This is a genomic window from Saccharopolyspora sp. 6V, from assembly GCF_020176785.1.
GTDB lineage: Bacteria > Actinomycetota > Actinomycetes > Mycobacteriales > Pseudonocardiaceae > Saccharopolyspora_C > Saccharopolyspora_C gregorii.
This window is the reverse complement of sequence record NZ_JAIUKB010000003.1, coordinates 1-26288: the sequence shown is the minus strand read 5'-3', so window position 1 is coordinate 26288 and position 26288 is coordinate 1. Positions and strand designations below refer to the sequence as shown.

The window sequence follows — 26288 nt, the reverse complement described above, 5'->3', positions numbered from 1 at the left end:
TCCCGCGGCGCGGCTCGGCACCGCGCCGGTCCGGGACGACGTCAGGTCGCGTCCGGTGGCACGCCGGCAGGTGAAGACGATCACCGCGACCGGACCCGATCGGCGCCACCTGCGTCGATAACGACCGCCTATCGACCGTTCGGCAACTCCGCTTGGACCGGCGGTGCGTTCCGGCGAACCCTGGTCCCCGACACGCGGCGCCGCCCGCGCCACCGACCAGGAGCAGCCGAGGACGATGCCGGAGCACGACGACGCGACCGACGTCCCCTGGGCCCGCGCCCGCGCCCTCGCGCGCGACGCCGGTCGTCCGCTGCCGCGGCAGCACCGCGAACTCCACGACGCGCTGGGCCACGCCCTCGCCGAACCGCTGACCGCGTTGACCGACCTGCCGCCGTTCGACAGCTCCGCGATGGACGGGTGGGCCGTGGCCGGTCCCGGGCCGTGGCGGCTGCGCGCCGGGCAGGCGCTCGCCGGTACCGAACCCGAGCCGCTGGCCGACGGGGTCGCGGTCGGCATCGCCACCGGCGCGCTGCCGCCGCCCGGGCGGGCCGCGGTGCTGCGCCGCGAGCACGGCCGCGTCGAGAGCGCCACCGGCCTGCTCGTCGACCGGACCGCGACGCTGCCCGAGCCGGGGCGCGACGTCCGCAAGCGCGGGCAGGAATGCCAGGTCGGCGAACCGCTGCTGCCCGCGGGCACCACCGTGACGCCCGCGGTGCTGGGGCTGGCCGCGGCCGCCGGGTACGACCGGCTCGTCGTGCACCGCGCGCCGACAGTGGAACTGCTGGTCCTCGGCGATGAACTGCTCGACTCCGGGGCGCCCCGCGGCGGCCGGGTGCGGGACGCGCTGAGCCCCATGCTCGCGCCCTGGCTGCGCTGCGGCGCCGAGCTGATCGGGCGGCGCCGCATCCCGGACGCCGCCGAGCCGCTGCACGAGGCGCTGCGCGACTCGACCGCGGACGTCGTGATCACCACCGGCAGCACCGCCGCCGGCCCCGTCGACTTCCTGCACGCCACGCTCGCCGAGCTCGGCGCCCGGCTGCTGGTGGATTCCGTGGCCGTGCGTCCCGGGCACCCCATGCTGCTGGCCGAACTCCCCCGCGCCGCCGACGGCCGGGTCCGGCACCTCGTCGGCCTGCCCGGGAACCCGCTGGCCGCCGTCGCCGGGACCGTCACGCTGGCCGCGCCGCTGCTCGACGCCCTCGGCGGGCGGGCCGAGACCGAGTTCCAGCAGGCCACGGCCGCCGCCGATCTGCGCGGGCATCCGCGCAACACCAGCCTGGTGCCGGTGGAGCTGCGGTCCGGTGCCGCGGCACCGCTGCCCTTCGGCGGTCCCGCCATGCTGCGCGGCCTGGCGCTGGCCGACGGTTTCGCCGCCGTCCCCCCGGGCGGCCTCCGCGCCGGGGACGCGGTGCGGGTCATCGCCCTCCCGCACTCCCGGGCGTGACACCACCGTGCGCACCGGAACCGCATCGGAAATGGGAAATCCGTGGCGGATCGGCCATGCGTGCCGGCCCGGCACCCGAACGCGGCCTCGGGCTGGCGGGTAGGCGCCACTGTCCGAATCGGGGAGCGGCGCGCGCTTAGCCTCCGTCGTGCGTGACACCTGCCGATCAGGAGGAGCCGACATGGCGAGGTACTCGTTGACCGCCGCACTCTCCGGTGCGGCCACCGCGTTGCTGCTGGTGGCGGGCGCACCGGTTGCCGGAGCGGACACCGGTGCGGCCGCCGAGCCGCACGTCGTCACCTACGACGCCAGCCAAGCCGCGGAGTTCCAGGAGGCCATCGACGAGGCCACCGCGACGTGGAACGACCAGGTCACCAACGTCAAGTTCGAGAAGGCCACCGACGGGCAGGCCGACCTCACCGTCCTCGCCGACGACGACTGGCCGCGCGCCCAGGTCGAGTCGCTCGGCGTCGGCACCGTGTGGATGGGGCGCCAGGCCGTGGACGAAGGCCACTTCGTCCCGCGCATCGCCACCCACGAGCTCGGCCACATCCTCGGACTGCCGGACGATCGCACCGGTATCTGCGAGGACCTGATGTCCGGGCACAGCGCGGGCACCGACTGCAAGAGCACCCTGCCCAACGCCGAGGAGAAGGCCGAGGTCGAGGCCAACTTCGAGCAGGGAGCGTCGATCGAACCCCGCACCTACACCGAGGCCCCGGCCCTCGCCGGCCGGTGACGGCGGACCCCGCCACGAGGTGAGCGGCGCGAGCCCGTCGCCGGTGACCGCCCCGGCCCCACCGGCGACGCTCGCGCCGCTGCTCCGTCGGCTCTCAGTGACCGGGCTCGGCCGCCGCCCGGTCCGAGCCGTCCGTCCCGGTCGCTGCTCCGCGGGACGTCTCGTCGTGTTCGTCGTCCACCACCACGTCCTCTTCGGCTTCCGCGACCACCTCGTCCGGAAGCGGGGGTGCCCCTCCGAGTTCGCCGGTTCCGCCCGGTTCGTGCGGTTCTCCGGAGTCGCCCTCCCCCGCCGGGGAGTCGAAACGCCTGCTGATCGTCGCTGCCTCGTCGGCGAAGCCCTGCTCCCGCAGGTGGTCGGCGACCTGGCGCGCGAGCAGCGCCCTTTCCGGCGAGTCCGGCAGCTCGCTCAGGAAGTCCAGCGCCCGCGCGTCCAGCGGGCGCTCGCGGTCTTCCTGCGCCGTGGCGCCGTTCCCGTTCTGCGCGACCGGCGCGGAGATCATCGCGGGCATCGGCGACGGCGGCCCGGCCATCTCGGCGGCGGCGAAGGCGAACCCTTCGTGGTCGAAACCGGCGAATCCCACCGGCTCCGGACCATCGTCCTCCCCGTTCGCGGTCCGGGTCAGCTGCCTCAGATCGGCGATCCGTCCGACCGCCTCGTCCACCCGCTTCTTCTCGTCGGTCCGCGGACCCGCCAACCACCACACGAGCGCGTTTCCTGTGCTGGTCAGGACTTCGCCACCCAAGTAGGAGCGGACGTTGCGCTCGTAGCTGCGCTCGTACTCCCAGACCTCTTCGTCCTTGCGCACCTCGGCCAACCGCTTGAGGCGATCCGCGTCCGCGTCCGCCAATCGCAGCACGACCTGGTCCGCCCACGCCTGCACCCGACCGGTGCGATCAACGCGCGGTGCCCCGAGCGAGCCCATGAGCTGGTACTGCGCGCGACTCGCGTCCTCCGGGCGGACCTCGGCGGCCATCCTCGTCACCTCGTCGAGGATCGCACCGGCGGCGAGAGCTCCGGGCTTGGTGTGCGGCAGACCGGATGCGCTGCCGCACGGCAGCCACCGGACCGTGCACGAGAACAGGAACCGGTAGTCGGCCCGCGCACTGCTCAGCACCACGTCGGTCACCGGGAAGGACTGCGGTTGCGGCGGTTCGGGCGGCCGGGGCGCGGGCGGCGGTTCGGTCCGGAAGTCCTCCGGTGGCACCCGAGTGCGCGTACCGCGGCGCAGCACCGACTCGGTGAGCACCACCCCGAACAGCGCTGGTGCCGCGAGGGACGAGGCCGCGAGCAGCAACCACACCCACAGCGGCCAGCCACCGACCAGGCCCAGCACCACCCACAAAGCCGCGACGAGCACCGAGACCACGCGGAGCCCGAGCTTCTGGTTGTCGTTCAACATGTTCTTCCCTAGCTGTAGAGCCGGTGTTCCTGAGCTCGGTCGAGACGGACGGCGAGCCGTCGCGCCACCTCCAGATCGCGAGCTCGTCGTTCGTTCCCGTGCTGGTGGGCCCAATCCCGGGCGACCACGTGCAACCGCGCCAGTACCGAGAGCCGACCTCGCGCCGCATCGACCAGGACGTCGAGGAAGAGGTCACCGTGGGGAGCCGTGCCCGCGGCATCGAGCCAGGCGCGGACGCTCGATCGCCAGACCGACTCGTCCAGCGGCAGGACGCGGTTCCAGCAGGTGGCGAGCTGTTCCCGAATGACCTTGCTGTGCAGTAGGACCCGCGAACCCGGCCCGCGCCCGCTCACCCGGTCCGCACGCGCCAGCAGGAGGAACAGCCCCGGGTCGGCGCGTCGCGGATTCTCGAGCCAGGTCACCATCCGCCACAGGAACCTGCGGTACAGGCGGTCGCTGCTCGTCAGGTCGCGCACCGCGCTGCGAGCCGTATCCGCTACGTCACGCGCAGGATGCCCGGCGAGCAACCGCAACCTGACCAGCGCTTGCTCCGGGTGTTCCTCGGCCATGACGTTCGCGCAGACCAGGACGAGCACCCGAGCGAGGTCCTCGGAGGGCTCGCCTCTGCTCGCGGCTTCGTAGATCTTGCGGCGGAGTTCGCCGGCTCCTCCGAGAGACCTGTCGTCCTGGAGGCCGTACCCCAACGCGCTCGCCGCCCACCTCACGGCGGACCGATGGCGAGTTCCCCTTCCCCCGCCCGCCGTCCACCGTTCTGCCAACACCCATAGATCGAGCGTCCGACCGGTCCGGCACGCCTGCACCGCGAACCGCGCCACCATCCGGTCCTGGTCGGCATCCGTGAGCTCATCCATCGCCAGGCAGGTACCGACCCAGTCCCGGAAATGTTCGCGCAACTCCGGGAAATTGCTCCAGAAGTACTCGCGCACCGCCTCGGCGTAACGGGGTGATTCGAACTTGATCGCTCGTCTGTTCTCGACTCCGGCTGCGATGTTCTTCAGCGCGTCACCGAGACCGGCACGTTCGAGCACGAAACCGTCGTCCTGCGGGTACCCCAGTCCCGTCTGCAAGGCGTGTCGGGCGACGTGCGCGGAGTCGGGATGCGCGCCTTCCACCATCGACGCGGCCAGCAGCGTGGTCCGCTGCCCGAGCGTGTAGTTCTTGACCTGTCCGGCGACCTTGGACACGTATTCGGCGACCGTCTCCGTCGCCGACTTCGCCCACTGCGCGAAACCCGCTTCCGGATTCCGCTCCTCGGCCTGCACGATTCGAGCCACGAGACGTTCCAGCCCGCGCATCGGTTCACTCGCCCGGCTTTCGCCGAGTGCGTCGAGCTCGTGCACGTTCTCCGGGATGTTCTCCGCGAGGAGATGACTCCGGATCACCGCTGATCCGTCCGGTCGCTCGATCACGACCCGGGGGTTGGTGACCTCGTCCCCGAGCAGCTGCTCGAAATCCACCGGGAGGACGACGACCAGTGCGGCGCCCTCGCGTTCGACCGCCGCGCGGAAGGTGTCCAGATCGCGCCGCAACGGCTCGACGTTCTCCCCCGTTTCGGCGGACAGGTCGAGCAGCAGCCGTTCTCCCCGCTGGACCGACTCCGCGTCCAGCGGACGCTCGTCGACGTCCTCCTCGTTGTCGAAGGTGAGACGCCGGAATCCGGCTTCGTTGTCCGGAAAGCGCAGCCACAGCAGCATCTCGGCGGTGCTCTGCCTGCCGCTGCCGTCCGCACCGCTGATGAAGACGGTGCCGTTCCGCACGAGCGCGTCCTGGGCCGCTTCGAACTTCCGCGGTGGGACGAAGCGCTTGCTCAAGTACTCCCGCCGCCACGCCGAATGGCTCAGCGGTCGTGCGCGCTTCCGGCGCTCCCGGCCCTGCGACTCCGAGATGAGCACGACGCCGACGTCGCCGCTGATCAAGAAGCCGGAGCCCGAATTCACCTGCGGACGCGAGCCCGCGACGACCGTCTCGACGTTCCCGTCGAGCTGGTCCACCCCGACGTAGTCCGGCGCCCCGCGCTGCTCGTCGACGCTCACCGGTCTCCCTTGTCGACCCGGTGCTGCACCCCACCGTTGCTGGTGCCGAACACGGCGACACCGTCGCCTTCGTTGCGCGCATCGTTGATCTGGTGGCCCGATCCGGTGTTCACCCGGGCGTCAGGTCCTACGACGACGTGGCCGACCGCCCCGTGCGCCTGTGCGATCCCGGTGTAGGTCGGACCGGCCCCTCCTCCGCCGCCGCCACGGGGCTTCTCGTCCGCGCCGTCCGCTTCCGGGGGCCGCGGCGCCGAGAACCCGTTGCGCAGCAGGTCACCGGAAGGCTTGGGCACCCGCAGGTAGGCCTGCCCGCGGTAGGTCTTCACCTCGACCTCCACCGGCACGTACAGACCGGGGTCCTCCCCGGTGTAGCCGGGCTCGACCACGTCGTCGTGCACTCGACCCGAGACGATCGCGGCTACGCACGTCGTCGCGTTGGATCTGGTCAGGAGGTCCCGGACGGACCGGTCGTCGAGGATGCGGTGTGCTTCGATCCGGGTGTTCCCGCTGCCGTCGCTGATCGCGTTCCGCCCGGAATCCGTCATCGGCCCGACGGTCAAGCTCACGCGCATCCGCATCGGCCGGTCTCCCGGGCGCACCCGGTTCTGGTACTCGAGCTCCGCCTGGAGATCGGCCAGGAACGGGTCGAGCAGGGTCGGGAGGTGGTGCGGGTCGAAACCCGCGAAGTAGCCGTCCCCGGTGGTCCCGTGGAAACGCGCGGAGCGCCACACCTCGTCGAGCCCGCGCCGGCGGAAGGCCTGTTCGAGGATCAGCGGGATCTGCTCCGTGATGCGGGCGTGGTCACTTCCCTTCTCGCCGCTGAAGTCCTTCATGTCGACCACGAGGAGTGCGCGGTACGGCGGCAGTTCTGCGATCCGTTGCTGCTGGTGCGGTTCCACGTGTTGCCCCTTCACTGCGTTCGTGCGATCACCGCAAGGGTCGGACGCGCGGTGGCGGGGGACTGTCCGCCAGCGGACAGTCCACCGGTGAGGTGCGCCACTAGGACGGCGGCACTGCGCCCGCCTGCGCGGCCAGCGCGTGCTCGTCGTCGACCACGAGGCGCGGTCCCGGCCCCAGCGCGCCGGACGAACGCAGCACCGCGATCTGCTCGGCGACGGTGCTGCGCGCCATGCCCAACGCCTGGGCGAGAGCTTCTTGCGAGAAGGGGATCCGCGCGCGGTCCGGCTGTCGCGCGTCGGCCAGGGAATGGACTTCGAAGCACAACCGGGCCACTCGCTGCAACGGTCCGAAGTGGAACTGCTGGACCTGGTAGGGCACCGTTTCCGACAGCTTCCCCACCAGGTAGTCGCTGAGCAGGCCGTGCGCCCCGTGGTCGTGGAGGAACCGGTCGAACTCGGCGCGCTTCAGCACGCACGAGGTGCACGCGTCCAGGGCCTGGACCGAAGCCATCCGGCGGGAATTCCCCCGTGCCGCCATCTCCCCGACCAGATCTCCGGCACCGCGGAGCGACAACAACACCTGGGAGCCGTCCAGTCCCGCCAGGACCTTGACCCGCCCGCTGATCAAGGCGAAGAGGTGCCCGCCCCGATCGTTCTGGCGCAGCAGGTACTCCCCGGCGCGGTGGTTGCGCCGTACCCCGGAGCCGACCAGGGCCGCCCAGCGCCGATCGCCCAGCAACGCGCGGAAACCGGCCGGAAGATGATTCGCATCGTGGTGCACAGCAGAGTCCGTACCGGCCGTGCGGGGAGAACGCGATCGGTTTCGTTGATCAACGCCCGAACGGAGCAAGGCGCTGGCCCCGACAGGTGAGCCCGGCGCGAAGCGCGGAACCCGCGCACCGGCCCGGCTCGACCTCGCTCCTCCGCCGCGTCCCCGAAGAGTTTCCTCACCCGAGCGCGGTGGCCACCGGCTCTGCCAGGAGCGTGAGTTCTCCGGCCAGGTCGGTGTGGAGCCAGGTGGGGAGGTCGGCCGCGGGGAGGTCCTGGCTGAGCAGGAAGCAGAGCTTGGTGTAGGCGGCTTCGAAGGTCATGTCGGCCGCGCCGATCGCCCCGGCGTCGAGCAGGGCGCGCCCGGCCGCGTACCGCTCCAGGTCGATCCGGGACCGCTGCGACTGGCTGAGCACGACCACGGGCGTGCCACCGGAGTTCAGGTCCTCGATCACCCGCGTGAAGCCCGGCTCGCCGCTCGGGCCCACTCCCAGCCCGTACCCGCGGAGGAGCACCGCGTCCGGCGCGGGGCTGGTCAGGTGCCGGAACCGCTCGGCGGTCATGCCGGGCACCGCGGTGACCACGGCGATGTCGTGGCGCCGGTAGGGGGCGAGCGGGACGCCGAGGTCGGGCGCCGGGCGTTCGGCGGCGGGCGCCGGGTGCGGGCTGGTGAAGCCGTGCCGGTCCAGCGCGGAGCTCTTCGTCGCGCGGGTGCCCGCGATGAGCTCGCCGTCGAAGAACACCGCGCGCCCGATCGCCGCGTCGGCCACCGCTTCCACCGCGCCGCGCACGTTGTCCGGCGCGTCCGAACCCGGCATGCCGAACGGCACCTGGGCCCCGGTGAACACGACGGGTTTCCCGAACCCGGCCAGCGCGTAGGAGGCGGCGGCCGCGGAGTGCGCGAGGGTGTCGGTGCCGTGCAGCACCACGAACGCGTCGTGCTCGTCGCGGTGCGCGCGGAGCCGGTCGACGATCCGCTGCCAGTCTTCCGGGGTGGCGTCGGACGAGTCGATCAGGTGCTCGAAGCGGGCGAACGCGGTGGTGAGGTCCGGCCGGTCCCGCAGCAGCGACGCGATCTCCGCTTCGACGTCGCCGCCCGGTTCGAGGCCGCGCGGGGTGCCGACCATGCCGATCGTGCCGCCGGTGTACAGGAACAGCACGTTCATTCGGGACGTCCTCCTCGCCGCGGTGGGACCGCGTCCTCGTGCCGCGGCCGTCCCGGACGGTAATCCAGCCGTGGACGTGCGGTCCAATTCTGGACAACGTCGTCCAACCGTGCCAGGGTTCCGGCACGGCGACACCGGAGGGGACCGTGGGCGACGACTCCGACGAACACCTGCTCCGCGAGGCGGGGCGGATCGCCACCGCGCTGGGCAGGATGTTCCCCGGGCTGTGCGAGGTCGTGCTGCACGACCTGCGCGATCCGTCGCACCCGGCCCGGGTGGTCGAGAACGGGTCGCCCGGGCGCGAGGTCGGCGACCCCGCCGCGGAACTCGCGCGGCTCAGCGACCCCGGCCAGCCGGGCGTGCTGCAGAACCGGCCGAGCCGGTTCCCCGACGGGCGTCCGGCGAAGAGCACCTCGATCGGCATCGAGAACGCCGCGGGCCGCCGGATCGCCGCGCTGCGGGTGGACCTGGACGTCTCGGTGCTCTCGCCGGTGGCGCTGGCGCTGTCCAACCTGGTCGCCACGGACGCCGGCGAATCCCCGGAACCGCAGGCGCACGCGCGGGACCGCGACGCCCTGCGCCGGGCCGTCGAACGCGCCGCGGCGGAGCGCGCGGCCACGCCGCGGGCGCTGCCCAGAGAGGCGAAGCGGGAGCTGGTGCGGCGGCTGCGCGCGGACGGCCACTTCGCCTCGCACGACGCCGCGCGGACCATCGCCGACCTGCTCGGGGTGTCCCGGGCGACCGTCTACAACTACGCGAGGTGACGGTGGGCGACGAACCGCACCTGGTCGACCGTTCCGGGCGCCGCTACCGGATCGACGAACCGCGCTGGCGCGGGGACGACGGGTCCCCGCTGCTGGTGGCGCCGCTGCCGGGCATCGGGCGGGAGCAGGTCGACACCGGCGTCGGCTCGCAGTGGCGCTACGCGGCCGCGCTCGCGCAACCGCACCTCGCACCGGTCAGCCTCGGCGAGGGGCGGACTCCGCTGCTGCCGCGGCGCTTCGCGGGGCTGGACGTCGCGGTGAAGGTCGAGGCGAGCAACCCGACGGCCAGCTTCAAGGACCGCGGCGTCTCGGTCCTGATCAGCACGGTGCGGGCGCAGGGCGTGCGCGCGGTGCTGGCGGACTCCAGCGGGAACGGCGGTTCCTCGGTCGCCGCCTACTGCGCGGCGGCGGGCATCGACGCGCGGATCCTCGCCCCGGACTCCACGTCACCGGACAAGGTGCTGCAGAGCCGCGTCCACGGCGCCACCGTCGACCTGGTCCCCGGCGGCAGGCAGCGCACCGCGGACGAGGCGGTGCGCCGTTCCGCGCGGCGGTGCTACGCCGGCCACAACTGGCATCCCGCGTTCCTGGACGGGATCAAGCTGATCGCCTACGAGATCTGGGAGGACCTCGGGTTCCGGGCGCCCACCGCGGTCGTCGTCCCGGCGGGCGCGGGCAGCCTGGTGCTGGGTTGCGCCGCGGGATTCGCCGAACTGCGGCGGGCCGGGCAGATCGACCGGGTGCCGCGGCTGCTGGTCGCGCAGCCGGAGCGGTGCAGCCCGCTGGTGCGCGCCTTCGCCGCCGGGGCGGATCACGTCGAGGACGCCGACTGGCCGGGCACGATCGCCGAGGGCACCGCGATCGCCCGGCCGGTCCGCGACCGGGAGGTGCTGCGCGCGCTCCGGGACAGCGGCGGAGCGGCCACCGCCGTGCCGGAGCGGGAACTGCGCCCGGCGACCCTCGAACTCGCCGGGACCGGCCTGTACGCCGAGCCGACCAGCGCCCAAGTGGTACCGGCCATCGCGCGCTTCGCCCGGGACGGGCTGCTCGGCCCGGACGACACCGTCGTCGCGGTGCTGACCGGTTCCGGCCTCAAGGCGAGCGCCGCGATGGCCCGGCTGCTGGACGAATAGTCCCGCAGCGGCTGACGGCTACCAGAGCAACCGGACCACCCGCGGGTTCTCAGCGGTTCCCTCGCGAGGACGGCGATGTCGTCGTGCTACATCGGAAATCGCGGCCACACCGGGAAAACGGGCGGCGAGGGAACCGCCCGAGGTTCCGCCACCCCGGTGCTGCGCAACCGGAGGAGAGCTCAGCGGCGGTCAGATGGCTCCTTCCACGACCTCCTCGGCGCCGAGTTCCGCCACGTGCTCGGCGAGCGATCGGACGGTGGGGGTGATGAACAGCTGCGCCAGCTCCAGCTCCACGTCCAGCTCGCGGCGGGCCAGCTCGATGAACCGGATCGCCTGCACGCTGTCCCCGCCGAGACCGAAGAAGTTGGCGTCCCTGCTGGTCACCGGGGTGCGCAGCAGTTCGCTCCACGCCGCGGCCACCGCCTGCTCCACCGGGCCCGCCGGGGGTTCGGCGACGCCGTCGTCGGCCGCCGCCAGCTCGGCGACCCGTGCCCGGTCGAGCTTGCCGTTCGCGGTCGTCGGGACCTCGTCGAGCAGCAGCACCTGGTCCGGCAGCATGTGCACCGGCAGCCGGTCCGCGCACCAGGCCCGGATCTCGGCCGGGTCCGGTACCACCTCGCCGGGCAGCACCCCCACGACGACGCGCCGCGAGGAGCCGTCGCCCGCCGTCGCCGCCAGCGCGCGGGAGGCGGCCGGGTGCTCGGCCACCACGGATTCGACCTCGCCGAGCTCCACCCGGTAGCCGCGCACCTTCACCTGGTCGTCGCGGCGCCCCAGGAACTCCAGCAGCCCGCCGGGCCGGTAGCGGCCGAGGTCACCGGTGCGGTACCAGCGGTGCTCGCCGTCGTCGAGGAACTTCGCGGCGGTGAGCTCCGGGGAGCCCCGATAGCCGCGCGCGACCCCGGTGCCGCCGATCCACAACTCGCCCGGCACCCACTCCGGCCGGTCTCGGCCGAGCTCGTCGACGACGCGGAACCGCTGGTTGCGCAACGGGAAACCGTACGGGATCGACCGCCACTCCGAGTCCACTCCGGACACTTCGAAGGCGTTCGACCAGATGGCGGCCTCGGTGGCCCCGCCGAGCGCGACCAGGTCCGCGCCCGGCACCGCGGCGCGCAGCCGGTCCGGCAGGTCGAGCCCCACCCAGTCCCCGGACAGCAGCGCGAGCCGCAGCGCGGCGGGTGTCGGAGCACCGCCGTCGACCACGTCGAGCAGCACGTCCAGCAGCATCGGCACCGAGTTCCACACCGTCACCCCGTGCCGGGCCGCCGATTCCGCCCACCGCCGGGGCGCGCGGCGCTCGTCCTCGGCGATCGACACCACCGCTCCCCCGGCGCCGAGCAGCCCGAACAGGTCGAACACCGACAGGTCGAACTCCAGCGCCGACACCGCCAGCACCCGGTCCCGCGAACCGATCCCGAAGCGCCGCACCACGTCCTCGACGGTGTTCGCCGCCGCCCGGTGGGTGATCTCCACGCCCTTCGGTTCCCCGGTGGATCCGGAGGTGAAGATGACGTACGCGAGCGATTCCGGGTCCACCGCCACCGGTTCCGCGACCGGACCGGCCGCGGCTTCGGCGACGGTGGCGGTGGGCACCGGGAAGTCCACCTCGTCCTCGACGATCGCGAGCGCCACACCCGCGGAACCGAGGATGCGGTCGCGGCGCACCGCGGGCTGGTCCACGCCGATCGGCACGTAGTGCGCGCCCGCGGCGAGCACGCCGAGCGCCGCGGCGATCTGGTCGACGCCCTTGGGCAGCGAGATCGCCACCGCCGCACCGGGTTCGACGCCGCGGTCGCGCAGCAGCGCGGCGATCCGCAGCGCGCGCTCCGCCAACGCGCCCCTGGCGAGCTCGCCCTCGTCGCCGAGCACGGCCACCGCGGCAGGATCCTCGGTGGCACGGCGGAAGAACGGCGCGTGCAGCAGCGGCTCCCGCTCCGGCGCCGCGGTGTCGTTGACCCGTTCCCGCGCGGCGCGCTGCGCCGCGGGCAGCAGTTCCGGGACCCGATCCCGCCACGGCCGCCGCACCAGGTGCGCGAGCAGCCGCAGGTAGGCGTCGAACATCTCGTCCAGGACGTCCGCCGGGAACAGCTCCTCCACCGCGTCCCAGTTCAGGTCCACGCAGGTGCCGCCGGGGGTGCTGCGCTCGACCACCTGGTGGTCCAGCCACACCTGCGGGGTCTGGGTGATGCCCCAGACCTGCTCGCCGAACGGATCGCCGGGTTCGGTGCCCGCCGACACGCCCAGCGCGCTGGTGAACACCACCGGCATCGTGACCTCGGCGGCGCCGGTGCGCTTCGCGAGTTCGCGCAGCACCTGCACCGCCGACACGCTGCGGTGGTCCAGCGCCTGCCACAGCTCGCCCTGCACCCGCCGGGTGCGGTCCAGCCAGCTGTCCGCGGCCTCCGGCCGGCAGGCGACCAGCAGCAGCGAGGTGAAGTCGCCGAACACCCGCTGCACGTCGGGGTGCACTTCGCGGCGGTCGAACAGGGTGAGGTTCAGCGTCAGGTCCGGCCGGGCGCTCCACTGCCCGAGCACTTCGGCGAACGCGGTGAGCAGCACCGCCGACGGGGTGACGCCGTGCTCGGCGGAGCGCGCGGCGAGCACCGCCCAGTCCGCGGCGTCGATCGTCGCCGCGCGCCGGGTGAACCGGGGCCGCACGACCCGCGCCGGGTCCACCGCCAGCGGCAGCTCCGGTGCGGGCGGCAGCTCCGGGACCGCGCGCGCCCAGTGCTCGCGGGCCGCGGCGAGCTCCGCCGGGTCCGGTTCCGCACCGAGTACGTAGTCCCGGAACGACAGGCCGACCGGCGGCAGCTCCGCGTCCGGGTCGGCGTAGAGCGCGGCGAGCTCCGCGTAGAAGTGCAGGATGCTCAACGCGTCCAGCACCAGGTTGTCCATCCCGATCGCCAGCCGGGTGCGGTCCCCGGCGCGGCAGGCCGCGATGCCGAACAGCGGCCAGTGCGCGGAGTCGAAGACGTGGTGCGACCAGGTCTCGCGGAGTTCGGCGAACGCCCGCTCCGGGTCGTCGCCGGCGTCGGTGACCGCGATCCGGAACCGGCCGACCGAGGGCAGCACCCGCTGCTCGCCGCGCTCGTCGAAGACGGCGCGCAGCATCTCGTGCCGGGCGATGAGCCGGTTCGCGGCCTCCTCCAGCCGCGGGACGTCCAGGTCGGGGACGTCGTACTCGCGGTAGAAGTGGCAGCCGACGCCGCCGAGGGTGAAGCCGTCCGCGCGGCCCAGCCAGTACGCCAGCTGCACGTCGGTGGGCGGGAACGGTTCGAAGCGGGCCGCGGGGTCGGTGCGCACGGCGGGCGCGACGGATCCGCTCGACGCGGCGGCGGAACCCGCCACCTCAGCAGCGGATTCCCCCACCACCGCGGCGAAATCGGCTAGCACCGGGCTCTCGAACAGCGCCCCGAGCCCGGCACCGGCGAACCCGTCGGCGCGCAGCCGCGCCACCACCCTGGTCGCCAGCAGCGAATCTCCGCCGAGCGCGAAGAAGTCCTGCTCGCGGCCGACCTCCGCGACGTCGAGCACGTCGCGCCACGCCGCGGCCACGGCCGGCTCCACGGCGCCGCGCGGCGGGCTGATCCGCTCCGGTACGGCGGTGTCCTGCTCGGCGACGGCGGTGGCGACCGCGGCGCGGTCCAGCTTGCCGTTGGTGGTGAGCGGGAACGCGGGCAGCACCACGAGCAGGTCGGGCCGCATGTGCGCGGGCAGCCGTTCGGCGAGCGCGGCCCGCACCCGCTCCGGGTCGGCCGCGCCGGTGACCGCGGCGCCGAGCCTGCCGCCGGTGAGCACCGCGACCGCGCCGGTCACGCCCTCCGCCGCGGCCAGCGCCGCTTCGACCTCGCCGAGTTCGACGCGGTGGCCGCGGATCTTGACCTGGTGGTCGGCGCGGCCGAGGAACTCGATACCGCCGTCCGGCAGGTAGCGGGCGCGGTCGCCGGTGCGGTACCAGCGGACCCCGGCGTGCTCGACGAACCGGTCGGCGGTGCGCTCCGGGTCGTTCCGGTAGCCGCGGGCGACTCCCGCGCCGCCGATCCACAGCTCCCCGGGCACCTGGTCGGGGCAGTCCCAGCCGAGCGCGTCGACGACCCGGCAACTGACGCCGCGCAGCGGCTCGCCGTACGGGACGCAGCTCCAGCTCGCCGGGACCGCGTCGCCGACGACCTCCTGGACGGTGGAGTGGATGGCGGTCTCGGTGGTGCCGCCGAGCCCGGCGAAGCGGCAACCGGGGGCGCGGGCGGCGAGCCGGCCGGGCAGGTCGGTGCCGACCCGATCCCCGCCGAGCAACACCGCGCGCAGCGGCAGCGGCCGCTCGTCGCAGGCGGTGAGCAGCATGTCCAGCAGCGTCGGCACGCAGTTGAGCACCGTGACGCCGTGGCGGTGCACCGAGTCCAGCCAGCTCGTCGCGTCGCGCTGCGCGTCCTGCTCGACGCACACCACGGCACCGCCGACGCTCAACGGGGCGAAGACGTCGAACACGGAGAGGTCGAACTCGAAGCGGGACACGGCGAGGGTGCGGTCCCGCTCGTCGAGGCCGAAGCGCTCCACCAGGTCGCCGATGGTGTTCATCGCGGCCGCGTGGGTGATCTCCACGCCCTTCGGTTCCCCGGTGGAACCGGAGGTGTAGAGCACGTAGGCCAGGTCCCGCGGCGCGGTCGCGGCGGGTGCGGGCAGCGGTGCCGCGCCGTGCACCGGGAAGTCCGCGTCGACCACGATCCGGGCTCCGGCGGAGGCGAGCACCCGCTCCCGGCGCGCGGGCGGGTGGTCCACCGGCAGCGGCAGGTAGGCGGCGCCGGTGGCCAGAACGCCGAGCGCGGCGACGACCTGCTCCGGCCCCTTAGGCAGCGAGATCGCGACCAGTTCACCCGGCCCGGCGCCACGGGCGCGCAGCGCGCCCGCGAGGGTGAGCGCCCGCCCGGCCAGGTCGCCGTAGCTCAGCTCCCCGCCGCGGCCCCAGCGCAGCGCGATCGCGCCCGGGTCCTCGTGGGCGTGGCGGAAGAAATCGGTGTGCAGGCACCGGGGTTCCGGCGCGTCGCCGCCCGGCGCGCGGGCGGTGAGCTGCGCGTCCGGCGCGAGCCGCGGCGGCGGGGCGGTCCAGGCCGCGTCGTCGGCGAGCAGCCGGTCCAGCAGGTCCGAGTAGGCGGTGAACATCGCGTCGAGCACGCCGGGCGCGAACGCGTGCTCGCGGGCGTCCCAGTTCACCAGCAGGCCGCCGTCCAGTTCGGTGACCTGCGCGTCCAGCCACACCTGCGGCCCCTGCGAGATGATCCAGGACGCCTCGCCGAACGCGCGGCGCACCGCGTCGGGGAACAGCGGCCCGAGCCCGAGCGCGCTGGTGTAGACGACGGGCGCGAGCTGCTGCTCGCCGCGGGCGCGGGACAGGTCGCGGAGCACTTCGACGCCGGAGTGCCCGGCGTGCGCGGCGTCGGCGTGGAACCGCTCCTGCACCCGCCCGGCCCGCTCGGCGAACGTGCCGGGCGCGGCGCCGTCCCACTCCAGCAGCACCGAGGAGGTGAAGTCGCCGACGAGCCCGGCCACGTCGGGGTGCAGCGGTTCCCGGTCGAACAGCGGCAGGTTCAGCAGGAAACGGGGTTGCGCGCTCCACGCGGTGAGGGTTTCGGCGAACACGGCGGCCAGCGCCATCGCGGGCGTCAACCCGTGCCCGCGGGCCGCGGTCTCCCAGCGGGCCACCTCGTCGGGGCCGAGCAGCCGGTGCCGCCGCACGACGACGGTGGCGTCGTCGGCGGAGTCGCCCGCGGCGGGCAGTTCGGGCTGGCCGGGCAGTTCCGGCAGCCGGGTCCGCCAGTGCTCGCGGTCGGCGGCCGCGTCGGCGGCGCTGCGGCGGGCGGCGCGGTCGGCGAGGTAGCGCGGGTAGCCGTACGCCAGCGGTTCCGGCTCGCCCTCACCGAGGTAGTGGCGGGCGAGGTCGGCGAGCAGCACCCGGAGGCTCAGCGCGTCGGCGGCGATCATGTCGAGGTTGACGTGCACCCGGGTGCGCCCGCCGGGCAGCAGCGACAACCGCACGTCGAACACCTCGCCCGCGGTGATGTCGAGCCTGCGGTGCGAGAGTTCGGCGCGGATCAGCTCCAGCTCAGCTTCAGCATCCGAAGTGGACAGACCGCGCAGGTCGTGCGTGGTGAGCCCGGGCCACGGGCTGGCAGGCAGGATCCGCTGGGTGCCGTCGTCGAGGATCCGCACCCGCAGCATGCCGTGCCTGCGCAGCACGGCACGCACCGCGTCCTCCAGCCGGTGCGGGTCGACGCCGCGGCCGTCGAACTCGTCGTAGAAGTGCGCGGCGACGCCGCCGAGGCGCTGGCCGGGGCGCCTGCCGACCCAGTAGGCGTGCTGCATCAGCGCGAGCGGAAACGGCGCCCCTTCGTCCACATCGGACTCGCCTCGTGCGGTTCCGGCCGCCATCGAGTCCACTTCGGACACTGCCGCGCCACCGCCGAGCAGCGCTCCCCAGGCCGCCAAGGTCGGTTCGGCCGCCAGGTCGCCGAACGAGACGGCGCGCCCGCGGCGGCGCAGTCCCGCGGCCAGCTGCATCATCGCGATCGAGTCCAGGCCGAGGGCGATCAGGTTCTCCGCGTCGGAGATCCCGTCGGCGGGCAGGTCCAGCAGTTCCGCCACTTCGGCGCGGAACGCCGCGAGGTCGGTCGGGTCGTGTGCGGGCACGGTCATGGCCCCTTTCCTCACCAGGTCACCGGCAACGTCTGCGGGCCGCGGAAGAACAGCCCGGTCTTCCAGCGCACCTCGCCCGCCGGGCGGAGCCGGGGCAGCCGCTCCGCCAGCGCCAGCACGCTCTCCTGCAGTTCGATCCGCGCCAGCGCGGCGCCGACGCAGTGGTGCACGCCGTGCCCGAACGCCAGGTGCCCGCGGGAATCCCGGTCCGGGTCGAGCACGTCGGGGTCCGGATAGCGCCCGGGATCGCGGTCGGCGGCACCGATCGCCACCAGCACCGGCTCGCCGGCGCGCACCACCTGTCCACCGACGGCCACGTCCTCGCGGGCGTAGCGCGGCATCGCCGCGGCGGCGGCCATCGGCACGTAGCGCAGCAGCTCCTCCACCCAGGCGGCGGCGCGGCGGTCCCGGTCCGGGCCGGCGGCCAGCTCGACGAGACCGCCGGGCCGCTGGAGCAGCAGGTGCGCGAAGTTGGCCAGCTGCGAGGCGGTGGTCTCGTAGCCGCCGACGAGCAGCGCGATGCACAGCTGCTCCAGCTCCAGGTCGGAGAGCCGGTCCTGCTCGTCGCGCGCTTCGACGAGCCCCGACATCAGGTCGTCGGCGGGCCGGTCGCGGCGGGCCGCGATCAGCTCGGCCACGTAGGTCCGCAGCGCCCCGGTGCGTTCGACGATCTGCTCCGGTGGCAGCCCGTTGGTGGACAGCACCGCCTCGCTCCACCCCTGGAAGCGGTCCCGGTCCCGCGCCGGGACGCCGAGCAGTTCGCAGATGACGGCGATCGGCACCGGCAGCGCCAGCTCGGCCACGAGGTCGGCAGGCGCCGCCATCGCGTCGATGCGCTCGTGCAGCAGCTCTCGGATCCACGGGCGCAGCCGTTCGGCGCGGCGCGCGGTGAACGCCTTCGCGACGAGGGTGCGCACCCGGGTGTGCTCCGGCGGATCCATCGTCACGATGCCGACCGGGTTGTGCGGGGTGGTGCGCGGCGAATCCCGCTCCTGCGCCATCGCCCGGCTGAAGCGCGGGTCGGCGAACACGAACCGGGCCTCGTCGTGGCGGGTCACCAGCCAGGCGGGTTCGCCGAACGGCAGCTGCACGCGGACCGGGCCCGGCGTGCGCTGGGCGCGCCGGTAGGCGGGGGCGAGGTCGAGCCCTTCCGCCGCGTTGAACGGGTAAGTCTCCACGGTCACGGCCGCACCAGCCCTTCCGCCAGCGCCCGCCGGTCGACCTTGCCGAGGCCGGTGCGCGGGAAGGACTCCAGCACCCGCACCCGGTCCGGCAGCTTGAACGCGGCGACGCCGAGCCGCCGCAGGTGCTCCACCAGGTCGCGCCGGTTCGGCGGTTCGCCCGCGGCGAGCACGAACGCGCAGCTGCGCTCCCCCATCGCCTCGTCGGGGAAGCCGACGAGCGCCACGTCGTGCACCGCCGGGTGGGACAGCAGGTGGTTCTCCACCTCTTCGACGGGGATCTTGTCGCCGCCGCGGTTGATCACCTCCTTGCTGCGGCCCTCCACGACGAGGTGCCCGGTAGGCAGCCGCCGCACCAGGTCGCCGGTGCGGAAGAAGCCGTCGGCGGTGAACGAGCGCTCGTTGTGCGCCTCGGCGCGGAAGTAGCCGCGCAGCGTGTACGGACCGCGGACCAGCAGCTCGCCGACCTGGCCGTCGGGGACCGGGTCGCCGTCCTGGTCGCACACCAGCACCTCGTCATCTGCGGACAGCGGCCGGCCCTGGGTGCCGATGACCAGCTCGTCCAGGTCGTCGAGGCGGGTGAAGTTGAGCAGGCCCTCGGCCATCCCGTACACCTGCTGCAGCGCGCAGCCCAGCACCGACCGCACCCGGCGGGCGGGATCGTCCTTGAGCCGCGATCCACCGGCCTGCAGCAACCGCAGGCTGGACAGGTCCGGCCGGAACAGCTCGGCGGCGTCCAGCCACACCAGCACCAGCGGCGGCACCAGCGCGACCACCGTGACCCGTTCCCGCTCGATCAACGGGAACGCGGTCTCCGGGTCACCGCCGGGGCTGAGCACGACCGTCGCACCGACCGCGAACGCGCCCAGCAGACCGGGGCAGGCGAGCGCGAAGTTGTGCGCCGCGGGCAACGCCGCCAGGTACACCGATGCCGCGTCCAGCCCGGAGATCTCGGCGCTGGCGAGGGCGTTGTAGGCGTAGTCGTCGTGGGTGCGCGGGATCAGCTTCGGCAGTCCCGTGGTGCCGCCGGACAGCAGCAGCACCGCGACGTCCTCCGGCACGGCGTCGTCGGCGCGGTCCCCCGGTTCGGCGGCGGTGAGCGCGTCGAACGGGGTGAACCGGCCCGGATCGCCGCCGACGACGAACACGTGCCGCACCGACGGGGCGCCCGCGGTGACGGCCTCGGCGAGCGGGAGGTGGTCGAACCCGCCGTGCTCGGCGGGGATCGCGTAGGCGACGGCACCGGCGAGCTCGGCCAGGTGCACCAGTTCGGTCTCCCGGTGCGGCGGCAGCGCGAGCACCGGCACCGCACCGGCGCGGGCGCAGCCGAACAGCAGCGCGGCGAACTCGGCGACGTTCGGCAGGTGCACCAGGACGCGGTCGCCCGGCGCGATGCCGTGCGCGCGGAGCCCGGCGGCGACCCGGTCGGCGGCGTCGTCGAGCTCCCGGTAGTCCCATCGGCGGTCGCCGTCCACGAGCGCGGTGCGCTCCGGTGCGCGCCGCGCCGAGTCGCGCAGCAGGCCGCCGAGCGTGCGCCCGGCCCAGTACCCGGCTTCGCGGTAGCGGGCGGCGAAGTCGGCGGGCCAGCCGGTGGTTCCTTCGAGCGGAGCCATGATGTCTCGTTCCTCCAGCGGGGTCAGCGCAGCCGCAGCGGCAGGGTTTCCAGGCCGTGCATGGCGGTGCTGAACCGCCAGCGCAGCTCCTCCTCCGGCACGGCGAGCTCGACGTCGGTGAAGCGCGCCAGCAACCGGCCGAAGGCGATCTCGCCCTCCAGCCGGGCAAGCGGCGCCCCGAGGCAGTAGTGGATGCCGTGGCCGAAGGCCAGGTGCCCGCCCGGCTTGCGGGTGATGTCGAGCCGGTCCGCGTCGGCGAAGCGGGGTTCGCGGTTCGCCGACAGCCAGGAGGCCATCACGAAGTGCCCGGCGGGGATCTCCACCCCGCCCAGCTCGACCGGTTCGGTGGCGAAGCGCGGCGAGGACAGGTTGTTCGGCGTCTCGTACCGCAGGAACTCCTCCACCGCCCCGCCGAGCAGGTCCGGCCGGGAGCGCAGCAGCGCCAGCTGGTCCGGGTGGCGCAGCAGCGCCAGCATCCCGCTGCTGATCAGGTTCACCGTGGTCTCGAAACCGCCGGTCAGCAGCACGACGGCGGTGGAGATCAGCTCGTCCCGGGACAGCCGGTCGCCGTCCTCGCTCACGTGCACCAGCCGCGACAGCAGGTCCTCGCCGGGGTCGGCCCGCTTGACCTCCACGAGATCACCGAGGTAGCCGGCCATCAGCTTGGACGCGGCCCCGACCTCCTCCGGGGTGGTCGCGGCGACCATGGTGCGGGACCAGTCGGTGAACCGGTCCCGGTCGGCGAACGGGATGCCGAGCAGCTCGCAGATCACCCGGATCGGCAGCGGGTAGGCGTAGTCGGCGAGCAGTTCCGCCTCCCCCGCGGCGGCCATCGCGTCCAGTAGCTCGTCGGTGATCTCCTCGATGCGGGGGCGCAGCGGGGCGACCGAGCGGGTGGTGAACACCGCGGAGACGAGCTTGCGCAGCCGGGTGTGGTCCGGCGGGTCCAGGTTGAGCAGGTTCTGCGCGAGCTCCGGGGCGAACAGGCTCTCCGCGTCCTCCCCGGCACCGGCCGCGGCCAGCCGCATCCGTTCCAGCCGGTCGTAGACGTGGTGGCTGCTCAGCCGCGGATCGGTCATCGCGGCGCGGGCCTCGGCGTGGCCGGTGACGAGCCACACCGGGAAACCGCCGGGCAGCACGACGAACCGCACCGGCGTCGTCTCGCGCAGCCGCGCGGTCACCTCGTGCGAGCGCTGCACGAAGTCCTCGTCCAGCACGAGCGGTTCCAGGAGGTCGGTCATGGCGGTTCCCCCGCTTTCGGTGGTGGTCATGCGAGTTCCAGTTCGGGCCGGTACAGGTCGGCCCAGTGGTAGAAGTCGAGGACGCGTTCGAGTCCGGTGCGGACCTCCCCGGTGACGGTGGCCGGATCGCGTTCGGCGGTGCCGCGCAGCCAGTCCCGGTCGAAGACCTCGAACACGGCGTGGTCGGGTTCGGCGAGCACGTCGCGGGTCTGGCGCTGCAACTCCTCCGCGTACCGGGTGTCCTGAGTGGACGGGTAGGGGCTCTTCACCCGCCGCACCACGGATTCCGGCAGCAGGTCGGCGACGGCGCCGCGCAGCAGGCCCTTCTCCCGGCCGTCGTGGGTCTTCAGCGCCCACGGCGCGTTGTAGACGTACTCCACGAGGCGGTGATCGGCGAACGGGACGCGGACCTCCAGGCCCACGGCCATCGACATCCGGTCCTTGCGGTCCAGCATCGCCCGCACCAGGCGGGTGATGTGCAGGTGGCTGCTGGTGCGCATGCGTCGTTCGGCGGCGTCCTCGTGGTCGAGGTGCTCGACGCGGGCGACGGCGTCCGCGTACTGGTCGGCGACGTAGCCGCCGATGTCCAGCGCCTGCCGCAGTTCCGGCCGCAGCGGCCCGGTGCGGTCGGCGGTGTAGGTGTTCTGGAACGCCAGCCACGGGAAGGTGTCGGCGTCGCGCGCGGCCGGGTGGTGGAACCAGACGTAGCCGCCGAACAGCTCGTCGGCGAACTCGCCGGAGAGCGCGACGGTCGATTCCTCGCGGATCGCCTGGAACAGCAGGTACATCGAGCTGTCGATGTCGCCGAGCCCGATCGGCATGTCCCGCGCCGCCACCACCGCCCGCCGCAGCTCGGGCGTGCCGAGCAGCTTCGAGTCCAGCACCACGTCCCGGTGCCGGGAGCCGACGTGCGCGCTGACGTCGCGGATGAACGGCGAGTCCGGGGTCTCGCGGAACTCGTCGGGCCGGAAGTTCTCCTCGTAGCCCGCGAAGTCCACCGAGTAGGAGCGCACCGCCCGCCCCTGCCCGGCCAGGTGCCGGGCGGCGAGCGCGGTGATGGCGCTGGAGTCGAGGCCGCCGGACAGCAGCACGCACTGCGGCACGTCCGACACCAGCTGGCGGGGCACCACGTCGCCGAGCAGCTCGCGGACCCGGGCGATCGTGGTCTCCGCGTCGTCGGTGTGCGGCGCGGTCTCCAGCCGCCAGTAGGTGCGTTCCCGCATCCCGTCCCGGTCGACGGTGAGCACCGTGCCCGGTTCGACCTCGTGCAGGTCCTTCCACAGCGACCAGCCGGGGGCCTTGGTGAACCCGACGAGCTCACGGAGGCAGCCGGTGTCGACGCGGCGCGGGAACGCCGGGTTCGCCAGCACCGCCTTCGGTTCGGAGCCGAACAGCACTCCGTCGCGCGTGCGGTGGTAGTACAGCGGTTTCACGCCCATCCGGTCCCGCACCAGCACCAGCCGCTCGTGCCTGCCGTCCCAGATGGCGAAGGCGTACATGCCGTTGAGCCGTTCGGCGACGGACTCGCCCCACTCCAGGTAGCCGCGCAGCACCACCTCGGTGTCGGAGGCGGTGGCGAAGCGGTGGCCGCGGCCTGCCAGCTCCTCGCGCAGCTCGGTGAAGTCGTAGGTCTCGCCGGAGTACACCAGCACCACCGGCCCGCTCGGGGTCTCCACCCGCATCGGCTGGCGGCCGCCGGGCAGGTCGATGACGGCGAGCCTGCGGTGGCCGAGGGCGACCGGGCGGTCCAGCCACACGTCGCCGTCATCGGGTCCGCGGTCGGCGAGGGTGCGGGTCATGGCCTCCACGATGTCGCGGTGGGCCCGCAGGTCGTCGTCGAACGCCACCCAACCGGTGATGCCGCACATGGGTTCTTCCTTTCGTAGCGGGGAGGTTCAGGCGCGCGCGACGAACACGCGGTGCCCCAGGGGTTCCAGCGCGTGCCCGGGCGGCGGGAGTTCCAGCTCGCGGTGCAGCCCGGCGCGGTCGAGCACCGCGCGCCACTGCGGCAGCGACAGGAACGTGGCTCCGGACCCGGCGCGGTCGTCGTGCGCGTCGGCCATGAGCAGGCCCTGCGAGGCCATCACCCAGTGCTCCTCGGTGGTCGGTTCGGTGAGCACCAGCAGCCCGCCGGGGGCGAGCAGCCCGCGAAGCCGACGCACGGAGGCGTCGGTGTCGGTGGCCGCGTTCAACGCCCCCGCGCCGAGGACGAGGTCGAAGGGGCCTCCGTCGAAGTCCTGCGCGTCCGGCTCGGCGTCGAGGTCGAACAGCCCGTAGCGCACCGCGGCGCCGAAGCGCTGCCGCGCCTGGTCGAGGAAGAACCGGGACACGTCGGTGAACAGGTAGTCCACCCGGGCGCCGCCGAGCGCGTCGAGCACGACCTCGGTGGTGGCGCCGGTGCCCGCGCCGACCTCCAGCACCCGCAGCGGTCGGGCCGCGCGCCGGACGGACTCGGCGACGAGAGCGGCCACGGCGCGCTGCTGGTAGCGGGCGGTGATGCTCTCCCGGTACAGCGCGCGGGCCAGGTCGGTGCGGCCTTCGGGGAACAGCAGCAGCACCGCCTGCGCCCGGCCGGTGATCAGCTCGGGCAGCGCTTCGGCGCTGCCGCGCGCGTAGTCCACGGTCTCGGCGGCGCCGAACGCGGCCAGCCAGCGCTCCCGCGCTTCCCGCCACGGATCGTCGATCCGCAGGAGTTCCGCGTGCTCCGGCACGGGCGCGTAGCCGCCGTCGCGGTGCACCAGCAGCCCTTCCCGCGCCAGTTCGACCAGCCAGCGACGCACCAGCGCCCGGTGCTCCGGGGCGACCGCGGCGGCGTCGAGGATCCGCTCCGCCGAGTCGGTTCCACCTGCCGCGGCGGACCATCCGGCGCGCACCAGGGCGGCGAGCATGGAGCGCAGCGCCGCCGCGTCCACCAGCCGCAGCGCGTCGAGGGCGGCGTCCTGGTCGAGCCCGGCGATCTCGGCGTCGGCGGCGGCCGCCACGTCCGCGGCGAGATCTCCGGCCGGTCGGGGCGCGACGGCACCGCGCGGTTCCACGTCCAGCTCCGCCCACGCGGCCGCCTCCGCCGCGGTGAGCTCGGCGCCGGTGAGCACCACCCGGCGCAGCGCGGACAGGTCCGTCATCAGCGCGGCGGGCAGGTCCGGGAGGGCCCGCGCCTGCTCGGCGGGCAGCACGGCGGTCTCCACCTCGGAACGCTCCAGCCAGGCCAGCAGCCGGGCGGGCGTCGCCGCCGGGTCGCCGAGCACGGCGGTTCCGCCCGCCGACCACACCGCGGCCGCCCCGTCGCCGGTGAGCACGCCGGTGCGTCCCGGTTCCGGGCCGAGCGCGGCGGCGAGGCCGGTGCCCGCGCCGAGCGTGGCGAGGAGGCCGCGCACCCGCTCGTCCGCTTCCGGTTCCCCGCCCAGCGCCGCCCGCAGCCGCGCGGCGGTCCGGGTCGCGGTGCCGGTCTCCAGCACGACGCGGTCGCCGAGCTCGGCCAGCACGTCGGCGACGTCCGCCGCGCCGGGGCGCACCGCGTGGAACAGCAGCTGCCCGGCGGCCGCCCACGGCGACCCGGGTTCCGGGTGCACGGCCCGCAGCTCGAACCCGGCGGCGCGCAGTTCGGCACGCCACCCGGCGTCGTCCAGGAACACCTCGCCGCTCGCGGCGCGCCGGTCGGTGTGCCGATCCCGGCCGTCCTCCGCGGACAGCAGGAACTGCATGGAGGTGAGCATCGCGCGGTTGTCCCGCACCGACTCGGTGCAGACGAGCTCCCCGCCGGGCGCCAGCAGTGCGCGGACGCGCGCCAGGGTCTCGCCGAGGTGGCGGGCGTTGTGCAGCACGTTGCCGGCCAGCACCAGGTCGGCGCTGCCCGCCGCGAAGCCCTGCGCGGCGAAGTCGGCGTCCACGTCGAGCAGTTCCGCCGCCAGCCCGAGCCGCTGCGCGACGGGCGCGAACAGCCGGGAGACGTCGGTGAACCGGTGCTCGACCGGCGCCCCGGCCGCCCGCACCGCGCGCAGCACGGCCTCGGTGGTCCCGCCGCCTCCGGCGCCGAGCTCCACCACGCGCAGCGGGGCGCGCCGGGAGGCGGCGGCGACCACGAGCGCGGCGCAGGTCTCGTTGAGGTGGTCGGTGAACGCGTTGCGCTGGTAGGCAGTGAGCGCGTCCAGCACGTCGTCCCCGTCGAACAGCAGGTCCTGCGCGCGCACCTCGTCGCGCAGCAGTTCCGGGAGCCGGTCCAGCGCGGCGCGGTGGAACCGCGCCATGCCGTCGGGGAAACCGAGTTCCCGGTAGTCGGCGGCGAGCCCGTCGACGTCCATCCCGGACGGTTCGGCGAGCCGGTAGTGGTCCTGCTCGGCGGTGAGCAACCCTTCCTCGCCGAGCGCGACGAGCCAGCGCCGCAGCAGCCACTCGTGGCGGGGTGCGACGCGCAGCGCGCGGCGGAGCTGGGCTTCGGTGACGGGCTGGGTTTCGCTCGCGGGCTGGGCACCCACCGCGTCCCGCAGCACCCGCAGCATCGCGGCCAGGCTGGTCCGCTCGACGCGCCGCAGCGCGTCCAGGGGCACGTTCACAGCACACCTTCCTCGTCGTCGTCCGCGGGCCAGGTCACCCGGGCGGACAGCTCGGCGACCACCGCGCGCGCGTCGAGCACGTCCGCGGCGTAGTGCCGCCCGGCCGGGACGGTCCCGGCGAGCACCGCGGCGACGGCGGCGGCCGCCACTTCCCCGCTGAGCTCGGCGTTGCCCGCCCCGTGCAGCACGGCGGTGCGGGACTCGGGCGCACCACCGCGTTCCCCGTCCGCGCGGACGGTCATCGTCACGAAGCGGGAGCGCCCGGCCAGGTCGAGCAGGCTCGCCCGGCGCAGGTCGGCGATCGCGGTGGCCCGGTCCGTCCCGCGCACCCGGTCGAACACGGCGGGCACGTGCTCGCCGCACAGCACGGTGCGCCAGTCGCCGCGCTCCAGGCCCAGCTCGGCGGCGAGGCGCTCGTCCTCGGTGCTGAGCTGGGTGAGCACGGTGACCCGGCCCGGGAAGTGCGGCAGCTCGACGTCGGTGCGCCGCGCCTCCCCGGTGCGGCGCACGCCGCCGCGCCAGCCCGGCCCCGGGGGGGGGGGCCCCGGGGGGGCGCCGGGGCGGTTGTGCGCCGCGGCGCCCGCGGCGTGCCGGGGGGGCCGGCCCGAGTGGGGGTAGGGGGCGTGCCCCCGGGCCGGGGCGCC

16 protein-coding genes are annotated in these 26288 nt (G+C 74.2%); 4 read left to right on the top strand and 12 right to left on the bottom strand.

Annotated elements, in window-relative coordinates:
* The first annotated feature begins 235 nt into the window (after window positions 1–235).
* Together LCD35_RS00770 and LCD35_RS00765 are read left to right on the top strand one after the other, a co-directional pair.
* A complete protein-coding gene (locus LCD35_RS00770) occupies window positions 236–1444 on the top strand; it encodes a molybdopterin molybdotransferase MoeA (RefSeq protein WP_225043565.1) in 1209 nt (402 codons plus the stop codon).
* A 181-nt stretch (window positions 1445–1625) separates the two neighbouring features.
* Window positions 1626–2183: a snapalysin family zinc-dependent metalloprotease gene (locus tag LCD35_RS00765; protein ID WP_224956338.1), complete on the top strand. Its 558-nt coding sequence runs from the start codon at window positions 1626–1628 to the stop codon at window positions 2181–2183.
* 94 nt (window positions 2184–2277) lie between these two features.
* Here the strand turns inward: LCD35_RS00765 and LCD35_RS00760 are convergent, their stop codons facing one another.
* From LCD35_RS00760 to LCD35_RS00740, 5 genes are all read right to left on the bottom strand, one after another.
* Window positions 2278–3585 (bottom strand): hypothetical protein, encoded by a 1308-nt coding sequence (locus LCD35_RS00760; protein ID WP_225043564.1) that lies wholly within the window; start codon window positions 3583–3585, stop codon window positions 2278–2280.
* Window positions 3586–3593: 8 nt separating this feature from the next.
* Window positions 3594–5639, bottom strand: coding sequence for a hypothetical protein (locus tag LCD35_RS00755; RefSeq protein ID WP_225043563.1), 2046 nt, complete (start codon window positions 5637–5639; stop codon window positions 3594–3596).
* Window positions 5636–6538 (bottom strand): hypothetical protein, encoded by a 903-nt coding sequence (locus tag LCD35_RS00750; protein WP_224977356.1) that lies wholly within the window; start codon window positions 6536–6538, stop codon window positions 5636–5638. The genes LCD35_RS00755 and LCD35_RS00750 overlap by 4 nt, the downstream gene beginning before the upstream one ends.
* A gap of 100 nt (window positions 6539–6638) precedes the next feature.
* Window positions 6639–7319, bottom strand: coding sequence for a Crp/Fnr family transcriptional regulator (locus LCD35_RS00745; RefSeq protein ID WP_224965859.1), 681 nt, complete (start codon window positions 7317–7319; stop codon window positions 6639–6641).
* Between the two features lie 166 nt (window positions 7320–7485).
* A complete protein-coding gene (locus tag LCD35_RS00740) occupies window positions 7486–8472 on the bottom strand; it encodes an asparaginase (protein ID WP_224965858.1) in 987 nt (328 codons plus the stop codon).
* 146 nt (window positions 8473–8618) lie between these two features.
* Here LCD35_RS00740 and LCD35_RS00735 point away from each other — a divergent pair, with 146 nt between their 5' ends.
* The gene (locus LCD35_RS00735; RefSeq protein ID WP_224956328.1) at window positions 8619–9236 is read left to right on the top strand and encodes a transcriptional regulator; all 618 of its coding nucleotides are present in this window, start codon (window positions 8619–8621) and stop codon (window positions 9234–9236) included.
* A gap of 2 nt (window positions 9237–9238) precedes the next feature.
* Window positions 9239–10369, top strand: a complete 1131-nt coding sequence (locus LCD35_RS00730) for a threonine synthase (protein ID WP_224965857.1) — start codon at window positions 9239–9241, stop codon at window positions 10367–10369.
* Window positions 10370–10558: 189 nt separating this feature from the next.
* Here the strand turns inward: LCD35_RS00730 and LCD35_RS00725 are convergent, their stop codons facing one another.
* From LCD35_RS00725 to LCD35_RS00695, 7 genes are read right to left on the bottom strand one after another with little or no spacing between them, the layout of a single operon-like run.
* Entirely contained in the window at window positions 10559–17059 is a 6501-nt protein-coding gene (locus tag LCD35_RS00725) for a non-ribosomal peptide synthetase (RefSeq protein ID WP_225043562.1), read from the bottom strand.
* Between the two features lie 11 nt (window positions 17060–17070).
* Window positions 17071–18243 carry a cytochrome P450 gene (locus tag LCD35_RS00720; protein ID WP_224965855.1) on the bottom strand — a complete coding sequence of 391 codons (1173 nt, stop codon included), beginning with the start codon at window positions 18241–18243 and terminating at the stop codon, window positions 17071–17073.
* Window positions 18240–19853, bottom strand: coding sequence for a (2,3-dihydroxybenzoyl)adenylate synthase (locus LCD35_RS00715; protein WP_224965854.1), 1614 nt, complete (start codon window positions 19851–19853; stop codon window positions 18240–18242). Before LCD35_RS00715 ends, LCD35_RS00720 begins: the two co-directional genes overlap by 4 nt.
* A gap of 23 nt (window positions 19854–19876) precedes the next feature.
* Window positions 19877–21094: a cytochrome P450 gene (locus LCD35_RS00710; RefSeq protein WP_224965853.1), complete on the bottom strand. Its 1218-nt coding sequence runs from the start codon at window positions 21092–21094 to the stop codon at window positions 19877–19879.
* A gap of 26 nt (window positions 21095–21120) precedes the next feature.
* Window positions 21121–22962, bottom strand: coding sequence for an asparagine synthase (glutamine-hydrolyzing) (gene asnB / locus LCD35_RS00705; protein WP_224965852.1), 1842 nt, complete (start codon window positions 22960–22962; stop codon window positions 21121–21123).
* Between the two features lie 27 nt (window positions 22963–22989).
* Window positions 22990–25644: a methyltransferase gene (locus LCD35_RS00700; RefSeq protein WP_225043561.1), complete on the bottom strand. Its 2655-nt coding sequence runs from the start codon at window positions 25642–25644 to the stop codon at window positions 22990–22992.
* Window positions 25641–26153 (bottom strand): hypothetical protein, encoded by a 513-nt coding sequence (locus LCD35_RS00695; protein WP_224965850.1) that lies wholly within the window; start codon window positions 26151–26153, stop codon window positions 25641–25643. The genes LCD35_RS00700 and LCD35_RS00695 overlap by 4 nt, the downstream gene beginning before the upstream one ends.
* Between the last annotated feature and the right edge of the window lie 135 nt (window positions 26154–26288).